This is a genomic window from Allobosea sp. 2KB_26 (assembly GCF_052115715.1).
GTDB lineage: Bacteria > Pseudomonadota > Alphaproteobacteria > Rhizobiales > Beijerinckiaceae > Allobosea.
In genome coordinates this window covers 438,871-455,716 of the sequence record NZ_JBFRHE010000004.1, presented here as the reverse complement: position 1 = coordinate 455,716, position 16,846 = coordinate 438,871, and the positions used below count along the sequence as shown (strand labels likewise).

Here is a 16,846-nt window from a genome sequence, read left to right as displayed (position 1 = left end):
CGCCCCTGTTCAGTCCTCCCGGAATGCCCGGTTGAAGCTCTCGGCGAAGGGGGCCAGCAGATAGTCCACGGCGCGCCGCGAGCCGTTCACGATCAGGACCTCTGCGGCCATGCCGGCATGAAGGGTGACCTTGTTCTGGGCGAGGCTCTCTGGCGTGATCTCGGCCCGGACGATGAAATAGGCGACCCCGGACTTCTCATCGACAAGCTGGTCGGCAGCGACATAGGTCACCTTCGAGATCAGCGGCGGCATCAGCCGCGCATTGAAGGCGGTCAGCCGCACCCGCGTCTCGGCACCGAGCTTGACCGAGTCGATGTCGCGCGGATCGACCTTGGCCTCGACGATCAGGGGCTCGCGCTCGGGCACGATGTCGAGAATGGCCTCCCCGGCAGCAATCGCACTTCCGGCGGTCCGCGCCCGGATATTGGCGACGATACCCTCCTGCGGGGACATGACCACGAGGCGGCGCAGCACGTCCTCAGCCTGGACGATGCGCTCGACCACCTCGGACAAGGCGAGCTGGCTATCCTGCAGATCCTTGGCGATCTCGTTTTGCCGTTCGAGGCCGAGCGAGGTGATCTCGAGTTGCGCGCCCGCGACCGCCTGCTCCGCCTTGGCCTTGCGGGCCGCGGCTTCGCCACTGCGTCCGGCAAGCTCGCTCTGCTTGGTTTGGAGTTCGACGAGCTGGCTGCGCTTGGCATAGCGCTTCTCGTAGAGGTCCCCGACCACGCGGACCTCCTCGTCGATCAGGCTACGCTGAAAGCGAGTCGCCTCGATCTGGGCCTGAAGCGCCTCGGTCTCGGCCTGATGCTGCTCAATGACACGCTTCTGGATGCTGATGCGCCCATCATAGACCTGCGTTCGCGCCTGGAAGAGCTTGCGTTCCGCTCTGATCACCTCCTGCGCGATCGGCGTTCCGGCCATCTTGAGATCATCGGGAAAGTCGATCTCCGTCGCGTTGTTCTGCTCGGCGCGGAGCCGGGCCAGCCTGGCCTCGAAGCCGACGCGCTTACCGTGGAGCTGCTGCAGCTCGGCGCGGGCACGGGCATCCTCGAGCCGCAACAGGGGCTCATCCTTGACGACGCGGTCCCCCTCAAGCTTGAGCAGCATCTTCAGGACGCCGCCCTCGAGATGGCTGACGGTCTTGCGCTTGCTGTCGACCACGACAGTACCGACCGCGACGGCGGCATTGTCGAGCCTTGCCGTCACCGCCCAGGCCCCGAAGCCGCCGAAGCCGATGGCGATCGCACTGACACCGGCCAGCACGAGATTGCGCAGCGAGGGCATCCGCTCCTCCGGCTCCTCGACGGGGGTGACCGGAACGAGCGCGCGGCTCGCGCTCAGGGGGGCTGGAAGCTTGCTCATGCCATCACCTCGCGGGGCTTGCTCGCACCGGTCTGCGGCTTGGGTTCGATCTCGACGAGGCCACCAGGCGTGATCATGCCGGCGATCGCCGAACGCGGTCCGAACTGGGCGATCCTGCCTTCGCGCAGCACCAGGATCTTGTCGACGATCTGCATCACGGAGGGGCGATGCGCGATCAGGATGACCATGGCGCCGCCCTCGCGCGCGGCGTTGATGGCGCGAATCAGGCTCTGTTCGCCTTCCGCATCAAGATTGGCATTGGGCTCGTCCAGCACCAGCAGGCGCGGCGCGCCGTATAGCGCCCGGGCAAGGCCGATACGCTGGCGCTGGCCGCCCGAGAGCTTGAAGTCGCCGTCATTGACGTTCGTGTCGTAGCCGAGCGGCATGCGCCCGATCAGTTCATGCACGCCGGCAGTCCGGGCGGCCTCGAGAATGGCCTGCGGCTCCGGAACACGCATCCGGGCGATATTGTCGGCGATGGTACCGTTCAGCAGCGAGACCGATTGCGGCAGATAGCCCACCATGGCTCCGAAGGAGGCGCGCTCCCAGAGATAGACATTGTGGCCGTCGAGATAGACGCCGCCGACATTCGGCTTCAGGACCCCGACGAGCAGTCGCGCCAGGGTTGATTTGCCGGCTCCGGACGGACCGACGATGCCAAGCACCTCGCCCGGCGACAATGAGAACGAGACACTCTTGATGACCGTCTGCTCGGCCCCGGCCGGAGCGTAGACGACGCGGTCGATCACCAGATCGCCCTGGGTCGGTGGATTGGCGGTGGTCTGGCGCCGTGACGAGCCGAGCAGCAGCAGATCGCGCACGCGCTTCCAAGCGGCGGCCGCGAGAACCCATTGCCGCCAGTCGGAGATCATCGAATCAAAGGGTGCCAGCAGGCGGCCGAGCAGGATGCTCGCCGCCATCAGCGTGCCCACCGAGACTTCGTTCTTGATGATCAGCGTGGCACCGGTCGCATAGATCGCGAGCTGCATCGTCATGCGCGAGGCGCGGGTCACGGCTGCAATCAGTTTGCCGCGGCGCGTGCCGAGATCGAGCAGCTCGATCATCGCCACCTGCTTGCCGCGCCAGCGCCTGGCCAGAGCCGGCAGCATGCCCATGGCCTCGATCGTCTCGGCGTGGCGCAGGCTGGCGCCGACATCATTGATGCTGGCGACGCCTTCTTCGTTGGCCTCCTTCAGCACACGGCGCGTCAGCACGTCGGAGAGCACGCCGAGCATCAGCAATATGACCAGCGAAATCGCGCCGACGAGCCCGTAAACCGGGTGGAAGGCAAAGAGCACGGCAAGGAAGATCGGAGACCAGGCCGCTTCGAGCGGCGTCGCGATGGCCGAGCTCGCGATGAAATAGCGGATATCGTTCAAGTCGCGAATCGCCTGGGTGGCCTGGGCCGAGCCCTGTTCGAGCGAAGCACTGACCGCCGCTTCCAGGGCCGGCAGATTGAGGCGCCGGGCAAAGCCGCTCGCCATGGTCTGGAAGGTCAGGGATCGAATGAACTCGATGACACCGTAGAGCACGAGACCACCGAACGCGATCACCAGCAGCATGGTGAGCGTGTCGAAGCTGCGGCTGACGATAACGCGGTCCTGCACCTGCACCATGAACATCGGCACGGTCAGCAGCAGGATGTTGACGCAGAAACTCAGGAAGGCCGCATAGGCAAGGCCACCGGCAAAGGAGCGCTGCAGTTCACGGATCAAACCATCGGGCGCCGAGGCTGCGACCTTCATTCATATCTCCGTTGCATAGGGGTCTGGATCGGCTGGGGTGACGGCCAACCATCAACCACGAAATATCGCTAGAAGGGACACGATCGATTACTAGCATGTTGCGCTAGGAGTGTCGTTATGATGACAGACTAAGAATCGAATATCTTCGATTATTAAAGAGGAATATGGCCAAAAAACGCAATACTTTGAATTTTGAAACAGTTTATACATATCAAAAAATTGCTACAATCTTAGTTTCCACATATCGTCGATGGCATGTGCTTTGCGTATAGGCTATTCCACTCCAGAAGGGGTTTTCTTCGGGCGGGGTGCCCATTTTCAAACCAGGCGGAGTAGAGAATGCATTCGAAACCGCAATACGGCGCCCAGTTCCTGGGTGCCGCAGTCAACGGCCAGCCCGGCCGGCCAGAGCGGAGAACTGATTCGGACAATGGAATTTCGCGGAGCACCGTCACCCAGCTCGACCTCGCCCGCCTGATCGACAGGGTCCACCGGCGCTTTCTCGACTATCTGCGCCTGGAGCTGACCAGGCTGGGCGTCGATGATGTTTCGCCCTCGCAGGTGATGGTGCTGCTGACGATCGGCACTGGGGAGATCGCGGTGCGCGACCTGCTCGACCGCGGCTATTATCTCGGCTCGAACGCCTCCTATAACCTCAAGCAGCTGGTCGAGAGCGGCTATCTCGAGCGCGGCGCCTCGCCGCGTGACCGGCGGCTTGCCCGAATCTCGCTGTCCCCCAAGGGCCAGCTTCTGGTCGAACGACTCAAGCAGCTCGATGAGAGCAATCAGTTCGGCCCGAGCCAGGATCTCGATGTCGAGCCGGATATGCGGACGACCTACGACACCTTGCGGCGTCTCGAGCAGCTCTGGAGCGACGCCCTGCGCTATGGAGGGGTTCTGCTGGCGTCATGCGCGTCTTATTCGTTCATCGTTCAGGATCTGGTCAATTCGCTCACCTGATCGGACGCCTCCTCGGCGAAGGCGCCGAGGTGACGCTGGTCACGGAACATGCGGAGGCCGTCCGTCCCGGACTGCGCCAGCTTCTCTACACAGTCAGCGGACCCGTGACGGCGAGCCCCAGCCTCGCCGCGACGGAGTATCACGTCAGGACGGGCGAAGCCGTGGCTTCCGTCCTACGGCGACTGCCACGCCATGAACGACCGGACGTCATCATCGGCCATACCGGCTGGGGTGGGCTACTCTTCGCGAAGGACGCGCTGCCAGCCACGCCGGTGCTCGGCTATTGCGAGTATTACTACAACGATCGGGACTCGGATTTTGATTTCGAACCCGCGGACGAAGCGACGGACGCGGAGCGCATGCGGCTGAGAATGCGCAATGCCGCGCAACTCCTGACCCTGCAGGCCATTGACGCCGCCTATACCCCGACGCGCTGGCAGCACCGGCAATACCCTGCCAGCATCCGGGACCGGATCGCGATCTGCCATGACGGCATCGATACGCAGCAATGCCGGCCGAATGCGGAGGCCCGTTTCACGCTGCCCGATGGCAACGTGATTCGCGCCGGCGACGAGATCGTCACCTTCGCTGCCCGCGACCTCGATCCCTATCGCGGCTATCCGCAATTCATGCGCGCCGCCGCGCTGGTCGCACAGGCAAGACCCGAGGCCCGCTTCATCGTCGTCGGCGGGGACGGCGCCGGCTATGGCCGTCCGCGCCCGGATGGGCGGCTCTGGCGAGATGCGATGCTGCAGGAAACCCGCCTTGGCGAGCGCCTCGTTCACATCTCCTGGCTGGCACATCAGGAGTTGCGGCAGCTGTTCCAGGTCTCAGCGGCTCATGCCTATCTGACTGTGCCCTTCGTGCTCTCCTGGTCCCTGCTGGAAGCGATGGCTTGCGGCTGCCTGGTCGTCGGCTCGCGCACACCGCCGGTCCAGGAGGTGATCACCGACCGCCGCAACGGGCTGCTCGCTGCGTTTCACGACGTGCCGGCCCTGGCCGCCACGATCGTACAGGCGCTTGAACGGCAGGGCGAGTTCGAGGGCCTGCGCCGCGCGGCACGCGCTACGGTGCAGGCGAGGTTCGAACTCGAAAGCTGCCTCGACCGCCAGATGCGCCTGATCGAGAGATTGGTGGCACAGGGCGATCCCACGGGGACGGAGATGCCCTGGGTCGAGGCCAGCTGAAGCGAGGCTATTGGACCATCTGGTCAGGGCCGCGCTGGAAGGTCATGGCCTCGGTGATCAGGCGCCCACGCCGCATTGGCTTCACGCCGGCCTCCTGCCAGCCATCGGCCATCATCAGTCGCGCCACCATCCTGTGAATGCGCTTGAGATGGGTATCGGGGTCGCAGGATAACCAAGTTGCGCAGGTTTCTTCGATGAGTGTGACCAAAGGCTCGAGAGGAGGATCTCCCTGCTCGGCTGCGTATTGCAGGGCCGCATAGCCGGCTGGAGAGGAAATGATCTCCCAGACTTCGAGCGGTTCAGTTCCTCTCATCATGGCTGCCGGCCTTTCCGTCTGGCCGGCAGAACCGGACCTATTACTACCGCGAGTAGAAAATCCTGCATCCGGCCGCCATCGGATGCAGAATGCAGAACTATACTACCGTTTCATTGAGGAAAGAAAGTGCCGGGCGTCATTCCGCAAGCCCCTTGGCTCGCCAGAGCCGGAAAGGCCTCGCGATCAACCTCCTGGGAAGCATAGGCGATGGACCGCCGCGGGCCTGTCGCCCGCGGCATCAGGCCAGCGGCGCGACTCAGCAGCGCCAGCTCACCCGCAAACAGCCCGAAGGCCGGGGCCGTGCCCCATCTCGAGGCGTGATGCCTCAACCCGCCTGCCTCGCCCCTTCGGAAGCCTCCAAGAAGCGGCCGCCGATCACGATTCCCGCCGCCGTCAGGCGCTCAGTGCCCTGCAGGATCGCACCGGTCGAATCGATATAGTCGAAGGCCCCGGCCTCCAGCGACAGGATCGAGATGTCGGCGATCGTCCCCGGGGCGAGCGTACCCAACTCCGGACGCTCAATCGCCTGCGCCGCATTGACCGTCACGCGCCTGATGACCTCGCCCAGCGGCATGCCGAGGCAGAGGAACTTTGACATCGTCGTCGTCAGATCGAAGGCCGGCCCCTCAATACACAAGGCGTGGACGTCGCTGGAGATCGTGTCCGGCGCAAAGCCATTGGCGAGCATCGTGCGGGCGACGTCGAAGGAGAACGAGCCCATGCCATGGCCGATATCGAAGATGATGCCGCGCTCGCGCGCCGCGCTGACGGCCGGCAGCACGCCGCCATCCCGCGTCACGGGCGAGTTCGGGAAAGGCCGGAAGCAATGGGTCAGCACATCGCCGGGACGCATCAGGGCGAGTACCTGCTCAAGAGTCGGAGGAGGATGATCGATATGCACCATCATGCGCATGTCGAGGCGCTCTGCCGTCTGGCGCGCGATTTCGAGCGGGACGAGGCCGGCAGAGCCTGAGGCGTGATGGCCGACGCGCACCTTCAGACCTGCAAGCACATCGCGATTGGCCTCGGCGACTGCGAGGGTGTCGATCGGAGCCAGCAGTCGCTGGTCACCGCTCTCACCGACCATGATGGTCTTCGAGAACGCGTAGATGCCGGCGAAGGAGATGTTGAGATAGGCGATGATCCGCACAGGGCAGGTGTCGATGACATGCCTGCGGAAGCCATCGAAATTTCCGGCCCCGGCACTGCCGGTGTCGACGAGCGTGGTGCAGCCGCGGCGCGCGAGGATCAGCGGGTCGACACCCAGCGACGTCCCGCCCCAATAGACATGGGTGTGCAGGTCGATCAGGCCGGGTGTGACGATCCGGCCGGAAACATCGTGGATCTGCGGCGCGTCCAGGCGCGGTGCCAAGGCTGCAATGCGCCCGTCCGCGATACCGATATCGAGAACCGCATCGATGCCCTGGCCGGGGTCGGCAACCCGCCCGCCGCGCAGAACCAGATCGAGAGAGGACATTGGTTACCCCTGGGTCATATGGAATTTAATTACAGGGCCAGATAGAAACATCAATCGCTTCGGCGCAAATTCATCCACATATTGCTATGCAGCATGAAATTTGACGATTGACAGATGCTATTTGCGTAATAAATTTTCACCACCCTCACAATAGGCAACGCGAACGGCAGGGAGAGGCCAATGCGGAACCGCGATCACAATCAGAATTCTGTCACCCGGCGCGGACTGGGCATCCTGGCAGCGGCCCTTGGTGCCTCGGCCGCGCTGATGCCGATGGCGGCCATGGCCCAGAGCGCATCCAGCGCCAATCTCGCCATGGTCGGCGAGCCGCAGTCGCTCGATCCGATGGCGTCGACCGCGGATCTGGTCGGAACGATCATGCAGCATGTCTACGAGCCGCTGTTCACCTTCGATGCGAACTGGGCGACCCAGCCGATGCTGGCGGCGGCACTGCCGACGGTGTCCGCGGACGGCAAGACCTACACGATCGAGCTGCGCAAGGGCGTGAAGCTGCATAACGGCCGCGACCTGGATTCCGAGGACGTCGTCGCCTCCCTGAAGCGCTGGCTCGAGATGACGCCGCGCGGCAAGGGCCTGGCGAAGAGCATCACGAGCCTGACCGCCAAGAGCCCGTCGACCGTCGAGATCCAGCTCAGCAAGGTCGAGCCGGCACTGCTCGCCCATCTGGCGCTGCCCTCAGGATTTGCCGCGATCATGGCGAAGGAATCGATCGCCACCCCGCTGACCGAATTCATCGGCACCGGCCCCTACAAATTCCGCGAGCGCAAGCCGGACCAGTTCGTCGTGCTGGTGAAGCATGATGGCTACGCCTCGCGCAGCGAGCCGGCCTCCGGCTATGCCGGCAAGCGTGAAGCCAAGATCGACGAGTTGCGCTTCATCCCGGTGCCGAGCGCCAATACCCGCGTCGAAGGCGCCATCGCCGGCCAGTATCACTTCGCCGACCAGCTGCCGGTCGAGAGCTACAAGAAGGTCTCGGCCGCGAGCGGCACGCGCCCCGTGCTGACCATGCCCTTCGGCTTCCCGTATTTTCCGACCAACACCAAGCAGGGGCCGATGGCTGACCGGAAGGTCCGCCAGGCCTTCCAGATGGCGCTCGACCTCGAAGAGGTGATGATGGCCGGGTTTGGCGAGCCGAAGTTCTTCGCGCTTGCGGCCGAGCATTTCCCGAAGGGCTCGCCGTTCTATTCGGAGGCCGGCAAGGACAAGTACAGCAAGCCGGACGTCGCCGGCGCCAAGAAGCTGCTGGCCGATGCCAAATATGACGGAACGCCGATCCGTATCCTCAACTCGAAGCAGTATGATTTCCATCACCGCATGGCGCTGGTGATGGCCGAGCAGCTCAAGGCGGCCGGTTTCAAGGTCCAGCTCGATGTCGTGGACTGGGCCACCTTGGTCCAGCGCCGCGGCGACCCGGCGCTGTGGGACATCTACATCACCCACTCGGCCTTCCTGCCCGAGCCGATGCTGTCTCCGCCACAGCTCGGCGAAGGCGCTCCGGGGTGGTGGTCGAGCCCGGCCAAGGAGGCCGCACTCAACGCCTTCAACAACGAGCCCGATCCGGCGAAGCGCGGCGCGCTCTGGGGCAAGGTCCAGCAGGTCGTCTATGACGAGGTGCCCTATATCCGTGCCGGCAACTTCGCCGCACTGGCAGGCGCCTCGCCGAAGATGTCCGGCTATGCGGCGATGCCGTGGCCGTCCTTCTGGAACGTCGCTCTCGCCAAGTAATGCGCAAGGCTGATGTGGCGGGGTGCGTTCGCGCGCCCCGCCACAGTCTTATCCGCTTCCCGCGAAAGGAGCGCATCCGGTGCTCGCACATATCGGACGTCGCCTCGCCGGCCTGCTGCTGGTCCTCTTTCTCGTTGCCGCGCTGGTCTTTTTCCTGACGCGGCTGGCGCCCGGCGACCCCGCGGCCCTGATGCTCGGCGATCAGGCGACGCCGGAGGATGTGGCGCGCCTGCGCGAGGCTTACGGGCTCGACAAGCCGCTCCTGCTGCAATTCGTGCTCTGGCTGAAGGAATGTGCGACCGGCAATCTCGGCCAGTCGATCTTCCTGCAGCAGCCCGTGACCCAGGCGCTGCTGCAGCGCGCCGAGCCGACTTTCTTCCTCGCGATGTTCTCGCTCGCCATCGCCGCGGCGATCGGCATCCCGGCCGGCATCGCCTCTGCGGTCTGGCGTGGCCGCCCCATCGACCAGGCGGTCAGCGGGCTTGCCATGCTTGCCGCCAATATCCCGAGCTTCTGGCTCGGCCTGATCTTCATCCAGCTCTTCGCCGTGCGTTTCGGCTGGTTCCCCGTTGCCGGCTATGGCGCGCCCGACGCCTCCTTCTTCGAGCGGCTCCAGCATCTGTTTCTGCCATCGGCCGTGCTCGGCGTCGTCAACTCCGCTCTCATCACGCGCTTCACCCGCGCCAGCATGCTCGATGTGCTCGATGCCGATTTCGTGCGGACGGCACGGGCGAAGGGCATCTCGGAACTGCGCGTGGTGCTGCGCCACGCCTTCGGCAATGCGCTCGTCCCGATCATCACCGTGCTCGGCCTGACGCTTGCCCTGCTGATCGGCGGCGCGATCGTCACCGAAACCGTGTTCGGCCTGCCCGGCGTCGGCAATCTCGTCGTGTCGGCGGTGCTGCGCCGCGATTATCCCGTGATCCAGGGCGCGCTTCTGGCGGTCGCGGCGATCTACGCACTGATCAACCTGGCGATCGATGTGATCTACACCCTCGTCGACCCGCGGGTGCGCCAATGAGCTCCGTCGTGACCTCAGCTCCGACACTTCTGTTCCTGCGCCGGCTCTTCCGCCGCAAGCTGGTGCTGCTTGCAGCCGTGATCCTTGTGATTGCCTTCGCGCTCGCCTTGCTGGCGCCCTGGCTATCCCCGTTCGATCCTGCCTCGATGCGCATGGCCAGGCGCTTGCGCCCGCCCGGCGAGGTGAACTGGTTCGGCACCGACGAACTCGGCCGCGACGTCTTCTCGCGGGTGATCTGGGGAGCCCGCGCCTCGCTGGGAATCGGGCTTGCGGTCGTCGTGATCTCGATCTCGATCGGCGCTGCTCTCGGCCTCGTCGCCGGCTATTTCAAGCGCGCCGATGCCGTGATCATGCGCCTGGTCGATGCGCTGATGTCGCTGCCCGACATCCTGCTCGCCATCTTCCTCGTCGCGGTGCTCGGGGCCTCTGCGGGAAATGTCGTGCTGGCGCTCGCCATCGTCTACACGCCGCGCGTCGTCCGCGTGATCCGCGCCTCGACGCTGGTGGTGCGAGAACTGCCCTTCGTCGAGGCGGCCCGCGCGCTCGGCGTCTCGATCTGGCGCATCCTCTTCGTGCATGTGCTGCTCAACGTCGCGTCGCCCCTCCTGGTGCAGGCGACCTTCATCTTCGCCTATGCGGTCCTTGCCGAGGCCGGGCTGTCCTTCCTCGGCGCTGGCGTGCCGCCGGAGACGCCGACCTGGGGCACGATGATCGCGTCGGGCCAGCAATATGCCGAAGACGCATTCTGGGTCGTCGGATTTCCCGGTGTCGCGATCGTGCTGGTCGCACTCTCGCTGCAAATCGTCGGCGACGGCCTGCGCGACATGCTCGACCCCAAGCTCAGAAAGGCGCTGTGAGATGACCGCGCCCCTTCTCGCCATCGAAGATCTCGCCGTCTCCTTCCGCACCGAGGAGGGCGAGGTGACGCCGGTGCGCGGCGTGTCACTGCAGATCTCGGAGAACGAAACCGTCGCCGTGGTCGGCGAGTCCGGCTCCGGCAAGTCAGTGACGAGTTTCGCTACCATGGGCCTGCTGCCGCGCCCGGCGGGGCGGGTCTCGCAGGGCCGCATCCTGTTCCGCCGCCGCTCCGGCGATACGATCGATCTCGCGACCGCGCCCCGGGCGACCATGCAGGCGCTGCGCGGCGCCGAGATCGCGATGATCTTCCAGGAGCCGATGACCAGCCTGAACCCCGTGCTGACCGTCGGCGAGCAGATCGCCGAGGCAGTGCGGCTGCATCTCGGCTATGACCGGCGCAAGGCCTGGGCGCACGCCGTCGAGATGCTTGGCCTCGTCGAAATCCCGGATGCCGCGCGCCGCGCCTCGGACTATCCGCATCACATGTCGGGCGGCATGCGTCAGCGCGTCATGATCGCGCTCGCGCTCTCCTGCCGGCCCGCCCTGCTGATCGCCGACGAGCCGACCACGGCGCTCGACGTCACCATCCAGGCACAGGTGCTGACGCTGCTCGACCGGCTGCGGCGCGAGCTTGGAATGGGCGTGCTCTTCATCACGCATAATCTCGGCGTCGTCGCCGAGATCGCCGACCGCGTGACGGTGATGTATGCGGGCGAAGTGGTCGAAAGCGCGCCGGTTCGGGACCTCTTCAACGCCCCGCGCCACCCCTATACGCGTGCCCTGCTCGAGTGCATGCCGTCGCGCGCGATCCAGGACGCAAGCGGTCGGCGCGTCGTGCGCTCGATTCCGGGCCAGGTCTCGCGCGTCGAGCGCGGTTGCGCCTTTGCGCCGCGCTGCACTGATGCAACGTCTGCCTGCTCCGTCGAGGCACCCATGCTGGAGAGTGATGCGGGGCGGCAAACACGCTGCCTGCGCTGGAGGGAGCTTGCATGAGCACGGAACCGCTCCTCACCATTGCAGGTCTTTCCAAGAATTTCGGCAAGGCGCCCCACCTGGTGCGCGCCGTCAACGATGTCAGCTTCTCGCTGGGGCGCGGCGAAGCGCTCGGGCTGGTCGGCGAATCCGGATCAGGCAAGAGCACGATCGGCCGGCTTGCGCTGCGCCTGATCGATGCGTCGGCAGGTCAGATCCGCTTCGAAGGACAGGACATCACGGCAGCGCCGGAACGCCGTTTGGGGCAGTTCCGCCGCCAGGCGCAGATGGTGTTCCAGGACCCCTATGCCAGCCTCAATCCACGGCTGCGGGTCAGCAGCATCGTCGGCGAGGCGCTCGATGCCCACGGCCTTGCGCGCGGGGCCGCACGCAAAGCCCGAATTGCCGAACTACTCGAACTCGTCGGCCTTCCCGCCGCACATATGGAGCGCTACCCCCACGAGTTTTCCGGCGGGCAGCGGCAGCGCATCGGCATCGCGCGGGCGCTCGCCGTCGAGCCGAGGCTGATCATCGCCGACGAGCCGGTCTCGGCCCTTGATGTCTCGGTGCAGGCGCAAGTGCTGAACCTGATGCAGGACCTGCGGCGCCGGCTCGGCCTGGCCATGCTGTTCATCTCGCATGATCTCGACGTCGTCGAGTTGATGTGCGACCGGATCGCCGTGCTCTATCTCGGCCGCATCATGGAAATCGGCACGACGGAGCAGGTCGCCCGCCATCCGCGCCATCCCTATACGCGGGCGCTGATCGCCGCCTCGCCGAGGCCCGACCCGGACGCACCACCGCGGGAGCGCATGCTGACCGGCGACATCCCGTCCCCACTCGCACCGCCCTCGGGCTGCGTCTTCCGCACCCGCTGCCTGCACGCGACGGAGCGTTGCGCCAAGGAGGTCCCGGCCTTGCGCGAGACAGGGCCAGAACATCAGTTTGCCTGTCATTTCGATATCAGCCACAGTCCGAGCGCATGACAGACATCGTCCCTGCTGACGCAGCCGGCCGCCCCAGCGGCCCTGACGATTCGATTGGCGCCTCCGACATCATGAGCTCCATTCGGCAGGGGCTCGGCGCGATGTCCGAGAGTCAGCAGAGAGTGGCGCGCCTGTTCCTCGACGAAGTCGAATGGGTGGTGAAGGCGAATGTCGAGGATATCGCGGCACGCGCCGGAGTGAGTGCGCCGACAATCGTGCGCTTTGCCCGGCTGGTCGGCTGCCAGGGCCTGAGGGACCTCAAGCTGAAGCTCGCCGGTGCGGTGGCGCTGGGCGCGCCATTCCTGCATCGCTCCGTGCGGATGGGGGAGACGGCGAGCGACGTACTGCGCAACGTCACGGGCAGCATCACGACCGTGCTCGCCGAATGGCAACGCCGCATCGACCCGCTCGATCTCGACCGCGCCGCGGCGGCGATCAGCAAGGCGCGGCGGATCGATTGCCTCGGCACCGGCGCTACATCGCATTTCCTGGCGCAGGATCTGCAGGCGCGGCTGTTCCGCCTCGGCCTGAACGCCAATGCCTTCTCCGACGCGCATTTCCAGCTCGTCGCGGCGGCAACGCTGACCTCGGAGGATGTGCTGGTCGCAATCTCCTTCGTCGGCCGTATGCCGGCATTGCTGCGCGCCGTCGAGGTCGGCAAGGCCCGCGGCGCAACGATCATCGCGCTCGCGCAAGGCGGCACGCCGCTTGCTCAACTCGCCGATGTCGCGCTGCCCCTGGATGTTCCGCACGACACCGCAATGCTGGTCGGGACGGATGCCTATGTGGTCCAGCTCATCGCCATCGAAGTGCTGATGATCCTCGTCGGCCTGCGTGAGGGCCCGCAGTTGATCGGCCGCATGAACGACGTGCAGCACGTCCTGCGCCATTACAGCGTCGACCGTGAAGACCCGTCAGTGCTGCATGCGGGCTGGCGCCAGATGCTGGACTCCGACCCGAACGCCGGTCCACAGGACTGATCGAGGGGGCCGGGGCGAGCTCTGCCAGGGCCGGCCTCTTCGAGTCCGATCCCCCAATGGCGGGCGACCGGCGCGGGAGCCCCGCCCGTCGCCGGGCCTGACCTCGTTCTCCTCCTGGCACCTTGCCCATCGCCCGTTCAGATGCTGGGTGCGATGGCGAAGCCCCGGCCGGGAACGCCGAGGTGCGAGGCATCAGCCTCGCTCCGATCGATGTGACGGACGCCGGCTCCAGGCGGTCCAACAAAGGCATCCGCGGCTAGCATCTCAATGATGTCGGACGGCCCCGAGACCACGGCCTCCACCGTGCCGTCGGCCCGGTTTCTCACCCAGCCGACCGCACCCGCAGCGCGTGCACGCTCACAGAACCACTGCCGATAGCCAACGCCCTGAACGCGGCCCGAGATGATCAGGTGAAGCTTCATGTCCCTTCCCGTGCCTTGCGCCCCCGCGATCACCGCGCGGGTACCGCACCGCTCAAAGATCGCTCCCGCAGGCTGGCCATCGCAGCCGGGCGAACGGACATGCCCATACTACCGGACGCCCTTCGACGACGCATCCTCGCAATGCCGTTGCGGGCTCGCGACCGATGGCTTGCGCGTCAATCAATCATATGATGATATGATCATATTATGGCACGCCCCTCCAATTTCCATTCGCATCTGGTCGACCGCCTTGGCCGCATGATCGTCGGAGGCCAGATCGGCAACGACGGGGCCTTGCCGCGGGAAGACGAGCTTGCCACCCAATTCGCCGTCAGCCGCACGGTGATCCGCGAAGCGACGAAGACCCTACAGGCGCTCGGACTGATCACGACGGGGCCCCGCGTCGGCTCGCGCATCCAGCCGATGTCATCGTGGCGGCTGCTCGACCCTCAGGTGATGGACTGGATCACCGATGCCGACATGGCGAGCGGGTTCGAGCGCGATCTTCTCGAGCTGCGCAGCATGATCGAACCCGCGGCAGCGGCCTTCGCCGCCGAGCGCGGCACTCCCGTTCAGATCGAGGCCGTCACGGCCGCGCTGGAGGGGATGGCGAGCGCTCCGGGCAAAGCGGAGCACGAGGCGGCGGATTTTCGCTTCCACGAAGCGATTCTGGAGGCGTCCGGGAACAGTCTGCTGCTCCAGCTCAAGCCGATCCTGCACGCCGTACTGAAAGCCTCGTTCCGGCTATCGATGCACGACCACGAGCGGGCCCAGGCCTCCGTTGCGATCCACCGCCATGTCGCATCAGCGATCACCGCGCGCAGGCCCGAGCAGGCACGCGAGAGCATGATCGCGCTGCTGAAAGTGGCCCAGGCCGATATCGACCTCGCCCCCGGACGGACGGCCTCCGTCACGGAACGGGGCGAGAGAACAAGAAACTCACGGGAAACGCACCATGCTCGCCAAAACCGAAAGATGGATCCTACGGGGGCTTGAGGCTGTCCTGGTCATCCTGCTTGGCGGGATGGTCGTGATGGTCTTTGGCAATGTCGTCCTGCGCTACGCCTTCAACTCCGGCCTCGACCTGTCCGAGGAGCTATCGCGCTATTTCTTCGTCTGGCTGACCTATATCGGCGCCGTCGTGGTGATGCGCGAGAATGGTCATCTCGGCGTCGACACGCTGGTTGGCGCGCTTGGCCGCCAGGGCCGGCTGATCTGCATGATCATCAGCGACGCCTTCATCCTGGCCTGCTGCGTGATGCTGCTCGACGGAACCTGGAAGCAGCACGAGATCAACGCTACTGCGGTCGCGCCGGTCACCGGGCTGAGCATGGGCTATGTCTATGGTGTGCTGTATTTCGCCGGCTTTGGCATCGGATTCATCACGCTTGCCCGGCTCGTTCGTGCCCTGACGGGAAAACTCGGCGAGTTCGAACTGGCTGAGTTTGCTGGCGACTACAGCGGTAACCCTTCGCATGACCTGAAGGGCCACCTCGAATGACGATCACCATCTTCCTTCTCTCGCTCTGCGGGGCGATGGCGCTCGGCATGCCGATCGCGTTTGCGCTGATCGTCTGCGCGGTCGCGTTGATGCTCTGGCTCGGCGTCTTCGACACCCAGATCATCGCCCAGAACATGATCGTCGGCGCGGATTCGTTCCAGCTCCTTGCGATCCCGTTCTTCCTGCTCGCCGGCGAGCTGATGAATGCCGGCGGCCTGTCAAAGCGCATCGTCAATTTCGCGCTCTCGCTGGTCGGCCATCTCCATGGCGGCCTGGGTTATGTCGCGATCTTCGCCTCCATCATCATGGCCTCGCTGTCAGGCTCGGCTGCGGCCGATACCGCGGCACTCGCTTCGATCCTGCTGCCGATGATGCGCCAAGCCGGCTACGACACCGGTCGCTCGGCCGGTCTGATCGCATCCGGCGGCATCATCGCCCCGATCATCCCGCCCTCGATCGGCTTCATCGTCTTCGGCGTCGCCGCCAATCTCTCGATCACGAAGCTCTTCCTCGCGGGTGTCTTTCCGGGGCTGCTGATTGGCCTGTCGCTGGTGATCGCCTGGTTCATCGTCTGCCGCCACGACAAGATCACGGTCCTGCCACGGCGCAGCGGCGCCGAGCGCCTGAAGGCGACCTGGGACGGTTCGCTTGCCCTGCTGATGCCACTCGCAATCCTCGGCGGCATTCGCTTCGGCATCGTCACGCCGACCGAGGCGGCCGTGGTCGCGACCGTCTACGCGCTCGTCGTCGGCATGTTCGTCTATCGCGAGCTCAAGCCGCGCGACCTCTATAGGGTGGCGTTGACCGCAGCCAAGACGACGAGCGCAGTCATGCTGCTGGTCGCCGCGGCCGTCGTCTCGGCCTGGCTCATCACCCAGGCCAATATCCCGGCCGAGCTGTCGAGCGTGCTCGAGCCCTTCATGGACAACAAGACGGTCCTGATGATCGTCATCATGCTGCTGGTCATGGTGGTCGGCACTGCGCTCGACTTCACGCCGACAGTGCTGATCCTGACACCGGTCTTGATGCCGGTGATCAAGCAGGCGGGCATCGACCCGATCTATTTCGGCGTGCTCTTCATCATCAACAACGCCATCGGCCTGATCACTCCGCCGGTCGGCATCGTGCTCAACGTGGTCTGTGGCGTGGCCCGCATTCCGATGACGCTGGTGATCCGCGGCGTCTGGCCATTCCTGGTCGCCCAGACCATCGCGATGTTCCTGCTGATCCTGTTCCCGCAACTCGTGACCGTTCCGCTGGCCTGGCTGAGCGGCCGCTAATCCAAAAACCAAGGCAATCAGGGAGAAAGC

The 16,846-nt window shown here is 65.2% G+C and carries 16 protein-coding genes; 11 read left to right on the top strand and 5 right to left on the bottom strand.

All coding sequences use genetic code 11. The features are described from left to right. Positions 1-9: 9 nt before the first annotated feature. Both AB4099_RS15555 and AB4099_RS15550 read right to left on the bottom strand, forming a co-directional pair. A complete protein-coding gene (locus AB4099_RS15555) occupies positions 10-1,365 on the bottom strand; it encodes an HlyD family type I secretion periplasmic adaptor subunit (RefSeq protein ID WP_113517018.1) in 1,356 nt (451 codons plus the stop codon). Next, complete coding sequence (locus AB4099_RS15550; protein WP_441478708.1) at positions 1,362-3,110, bottom strand: type I secretion system permease/ATPase; 1,749 nt, start codon at positions 3,108-3,110, stop codon at positions 1,362-1,364. Before AB4099_RS15550 ends, AB4099_RS15555 begins: the two co-directional genes overlap by 4 nt. A 339-nt stretch (positions 3,111-3,449) precedes the next feature. Between AB4099_RS15550 and AB4099_RS15545 the strand changes: the two genes are divergently transcribed. Both AB4099_RS15545 and AB4099_RS15540 read left to right on the top strand, forming a co-directional pair. Continuing rightward, positions 3,450-4,070 carry a MarR family winged helix-turn-helix transcriptional regulator gene (locus AB4099_RS15545; RefSeq protein WP_113517016.1) on the top strand — a complete coding sequence of 207 codons (621 nt, stop codon included), beginning with the start codon at positions 3,450-3,452 and terminating at the stop codon, positions 4,068-4,070. Between the two features lie 29 nt (positions 4,071-4,099). Then, a complete protein-coding gene (locus tag AB4099_RS15540; protein ID WP_441478707.1) occupies positions 4,100-5,257 on the top strand; it encodes a glycosyltransferase in 1,158 nt (385 codons plus the stop codon). Positions 5,258-5,264: 7 nt separating this feature from the next. Here the strand turns inward: AB4099_RS15540 and AB4099_RS15535 are convergent, their stop codons facing one another. Together AB4099_RS15535 and AB4099_RS15530 are read right to left on the bottom strand one after the other, a co-directional pair. Continuing rightward, positions 5,265-5,573: a hypothetical protein gene (locus AB4099_RS15535; protein WP_113517014.1), complete on the bottom strand. Its 309-nt coding sequence runs from the start codon at positions 5,571-5,573 to the stop codon at positions 5,265-5,267. A gap of 325 nt (positions 5,574-5,898) precedes the next feature. Then, complete coding sequence (locus AB4099_RS15530) at positions 5,899-7,050, bottom strand: amidohydrolase/deacetylase family metallohydrolase (RefSeq protein WP_441478706.1); 1,152 nt, start codon at positions 7,048-7,050, stop codon at positions 5,899-5,901. 180 nt (positions 7,051-7,230) lie between these two features. Here AB4099_RS15530 and AB4099_RS15525 point away from each other — a divergent pair, with 180 nt between their 5' ends. From AB4099_RS15525 to AB4099_RS15500, 6 genes are all read left to right on the top strand, one after another. Then, positions 7,231-8,796, top strand: a complete 1,566-nt coding sequence (locus tag AB4099_RS15525) for an ABC transporter substrate-binding protein (RefSeq protein WP_441478705.1) — start codon at positions 7,231-7,233, stop codon at positions 8,794-8,796. Between the two features lie 79 nt (positions 8,797-8,875). Beyond that, positions 8,876-9,817 (top strand): ABC transporter permease, encoded by a 942-nt coding sequence (locus AB4099_RS15520; protein WP_069878112.1) that lies wholly within the window; start codon positions 8,876-8,878, stop codon positions 9,815-9,817. Continuing rightward, complete coding sequence (locus AB4099_RS15515; RefSeq protein ID WP_113517011.1) at positions 9,814-10,674, top strand: ABC transporter permease; 861 nt, start codon at positions 9,814-9,816, stop codon at positions 10,672-10,674. The genes AB4099_RS15520 and AB4099_RS15515 overlap by 4 nt, the downstream gene beginning before the upstream one ends. 1 nt (position 10,675) lies before the next feature. Beyond that, positions 10,676-11,668 carry an ABC transporter ATP-binding protein gene (locus tag AB4099_RS15510; RefSeq protein ID WP_441478704.1) on the top strand — a complete coding sequence of 331 codons (993 nt, stop codon included), beginning with the start codon at positions 10,676-10,678 and terminating at the stop codon, positions 11,666-11,668. After that, the gene (locus tag AB4099_RS15505; protein WP_441478703.1) at positions 11,665-12,633 is read left to right on the top strand and encodes an ABC transporter ATP-binding protein; all 969 of its coding nucleotides are present in this window, start codon (positions 11,665-11,667) and stop codon (positions 12,631-12,633) included. The genes AB4099_RS15510 and AB4099_RS15505 overlap by 4 nt, the downstream gene beginning before the upstream one ends. Positions 12,634-12,704: 71 nt before the next feature. Beyond that, positions 12,705-13,613 carry a MurR/RpiR family transcriptional regulator gene (locus AB4099_RS15500; protein WP_441478702.1) on the top strand — a complete coding sequence of 303 codons (909 nt, stop codon included), beginning with the start codon at positions 12,705-12,707 and terminating at the stop codon, positions 13,611-13,613. A 137-nt stretch (positions 13,614-13,750) separates the two neighbouring features. On the opposite strand, the gene AB4099_RS15495 is transcribed toward AB4099_RS15500, so the two are convergent. Then, complete coding sequence (locus AB4099_RS15495) at positions 13,751-14,035, bottom strand: acylphosphatase (RefSeq protein WP_441478701.1); 285 nt, start codon at positions 14,033-14,035, stop codon at positions 13,751-13,753. A gap of 207 nt (positions 14,036-14,242) precedes the next feature. On the opposite strand from AB4099_RS15495, the gene AB4099_RS15490 reads away from it, so the two are divergent. Genes AB4099_RS15490 through AB4099_RS15480 form a run of 3 tightly spaced genes read left to right on the top strand, consistent with a single transcriptional unit; the run spans position 14,243 to position 16,816 of the window. Continuing rightward, the gene (locus AB4099_RS15490; protein WP_113517007.1) at positions 14,243-15,031 is read left to right on the top strand and encodes a FadR/GntR family transcriptional regulator; all 789 of its coding nucleotides are present in this window, start codon (positions 14,243-14,245) and stop codon (positions 15,029-15,031) included. After that, positions 14,991-15,536, top strand: a complete 546-nt coding sequence (locus AB4099_RS15485; RefSeq protein WP_441478700.1) for a TRAP transporter small permease — start codon at positions 14,991-14,993, stop codon at positions 15,534-15,536. The genes AB4099_RS15490 and AB4099_RS15485 overlap by 41 nt, the downstream gene beginning before the upstream one ends. Next, complete coding sequence (locus AB4099_RS15480) at positions 15,533-16,816, top strand: TRAP transporter large permease (RefSeq protein ID WP_113517006.1); 1,284 nt, start codon at positions 15,533-15,535, stop codon at positions 16,814-16,816. Before AB4099_RS15485 ends, AB4099_RS15480 begins: the two co-directional genes overlap by 4 nt. Positions 16,817-16,846 lie beyond the last annotated feature (30 nt).

Coding starts and splice junctions, on each gene's coding strand:
- AB4099_RS15545 (WP_113517016.1), top strand. CDS start 3,450: ATGCATTCGAAACCGCAATACGGCGCCCAGTTCCTGGGTGCCGCAGTC.
- AB4099_RS15535 (WP_113517014.1), bottom strand. CDS start 5,573: ATGATGAGAGGAACTGAACCGCTCGAAGTCTGGGAGATCATTTCCTCT.
- AB4099_RS15510 (WP_441478704.1), top strand. CDS start 10,676: ATGACCGCGCCCCTTCTCGCCATCGAAGATCTCGCCGTCTCCTTCCGC.
- AB4099_RS15505 (WP_441478703.1), top strand. CDS start 11,665: ATGAGCACGGAACCGCTCCTCACCATTGCAGGTCTTTCCAAGAATTTC.
- AB4099_RS15495 (WP_441478701.1), bottom strand. CDS start 14,035: ATGAAGCTTCACCTGATCATCTCGGGCCGCGTTCAGGGCGTTGGCTAT.
- AB4099_RS15485 (WP_441478700.1), top strand. CDS start 14,991: ATGCTCGCCAAAACCGAAAGATGGATCCTACGGGGGCTTGAGGCTGTC.
- AB4099_RS15490 (WP_113517007.1), top strand. CDS start 14,243: ATGGCACGCCCCTCCAATTTCCATTCGCATCTGGTCGACCGCCTTGGC.
- AB4099_RS15525 (WP_441478705.1), top strand. CDS start 7,231: ATGCGGAACCGCGATCACAATCAGAATTCTGTCACCCGGCGCGGACTG.
- AB4099_RS15555 (WP_113517018.1), bottom strand. CDS start 1,365: ATGAGCAAGCTTCCAGCCCCCCTGAGCGCGAGCCGCGCGCTCGTTCCG.
- AB4099_RS15515 (WP_113517011.1), top strand. CDS start 9,814: ATGAGCTCCGTCGTGACCTCAGCTCCGACACTTCTGTTCCTGCGCCGG.
- AB4099_RS15500 (WP_441478702.1), top strand. CDS start 12,705: ATGAGCTCCATTCGGCAGGGGCTCGGCGCGATGTCCGAGAGTCAGCAG.
- AB4099_RS15530 (WP_441478706.1), bottom strand. CDS start 7,050: ATGTCCTCTCTCGATCTGGTTCTGCGCGGCGGGCGGGTTGCCGACCCC.
- AB4099_RS15550 (WP_441478708.1), bottom strand. CDS start 3,110: ATGAAGGTCGCAGCCTCGGCGCCCGATGGTTTGATCCGTGAACTGCAG.
- AB4099_RS15480 (WP_113517006.1), top strand. CDS start 15,533: ATGACGATCACCATCTTCCTTCTCTCGCTCTGCGGGGCGATGGCGCTC.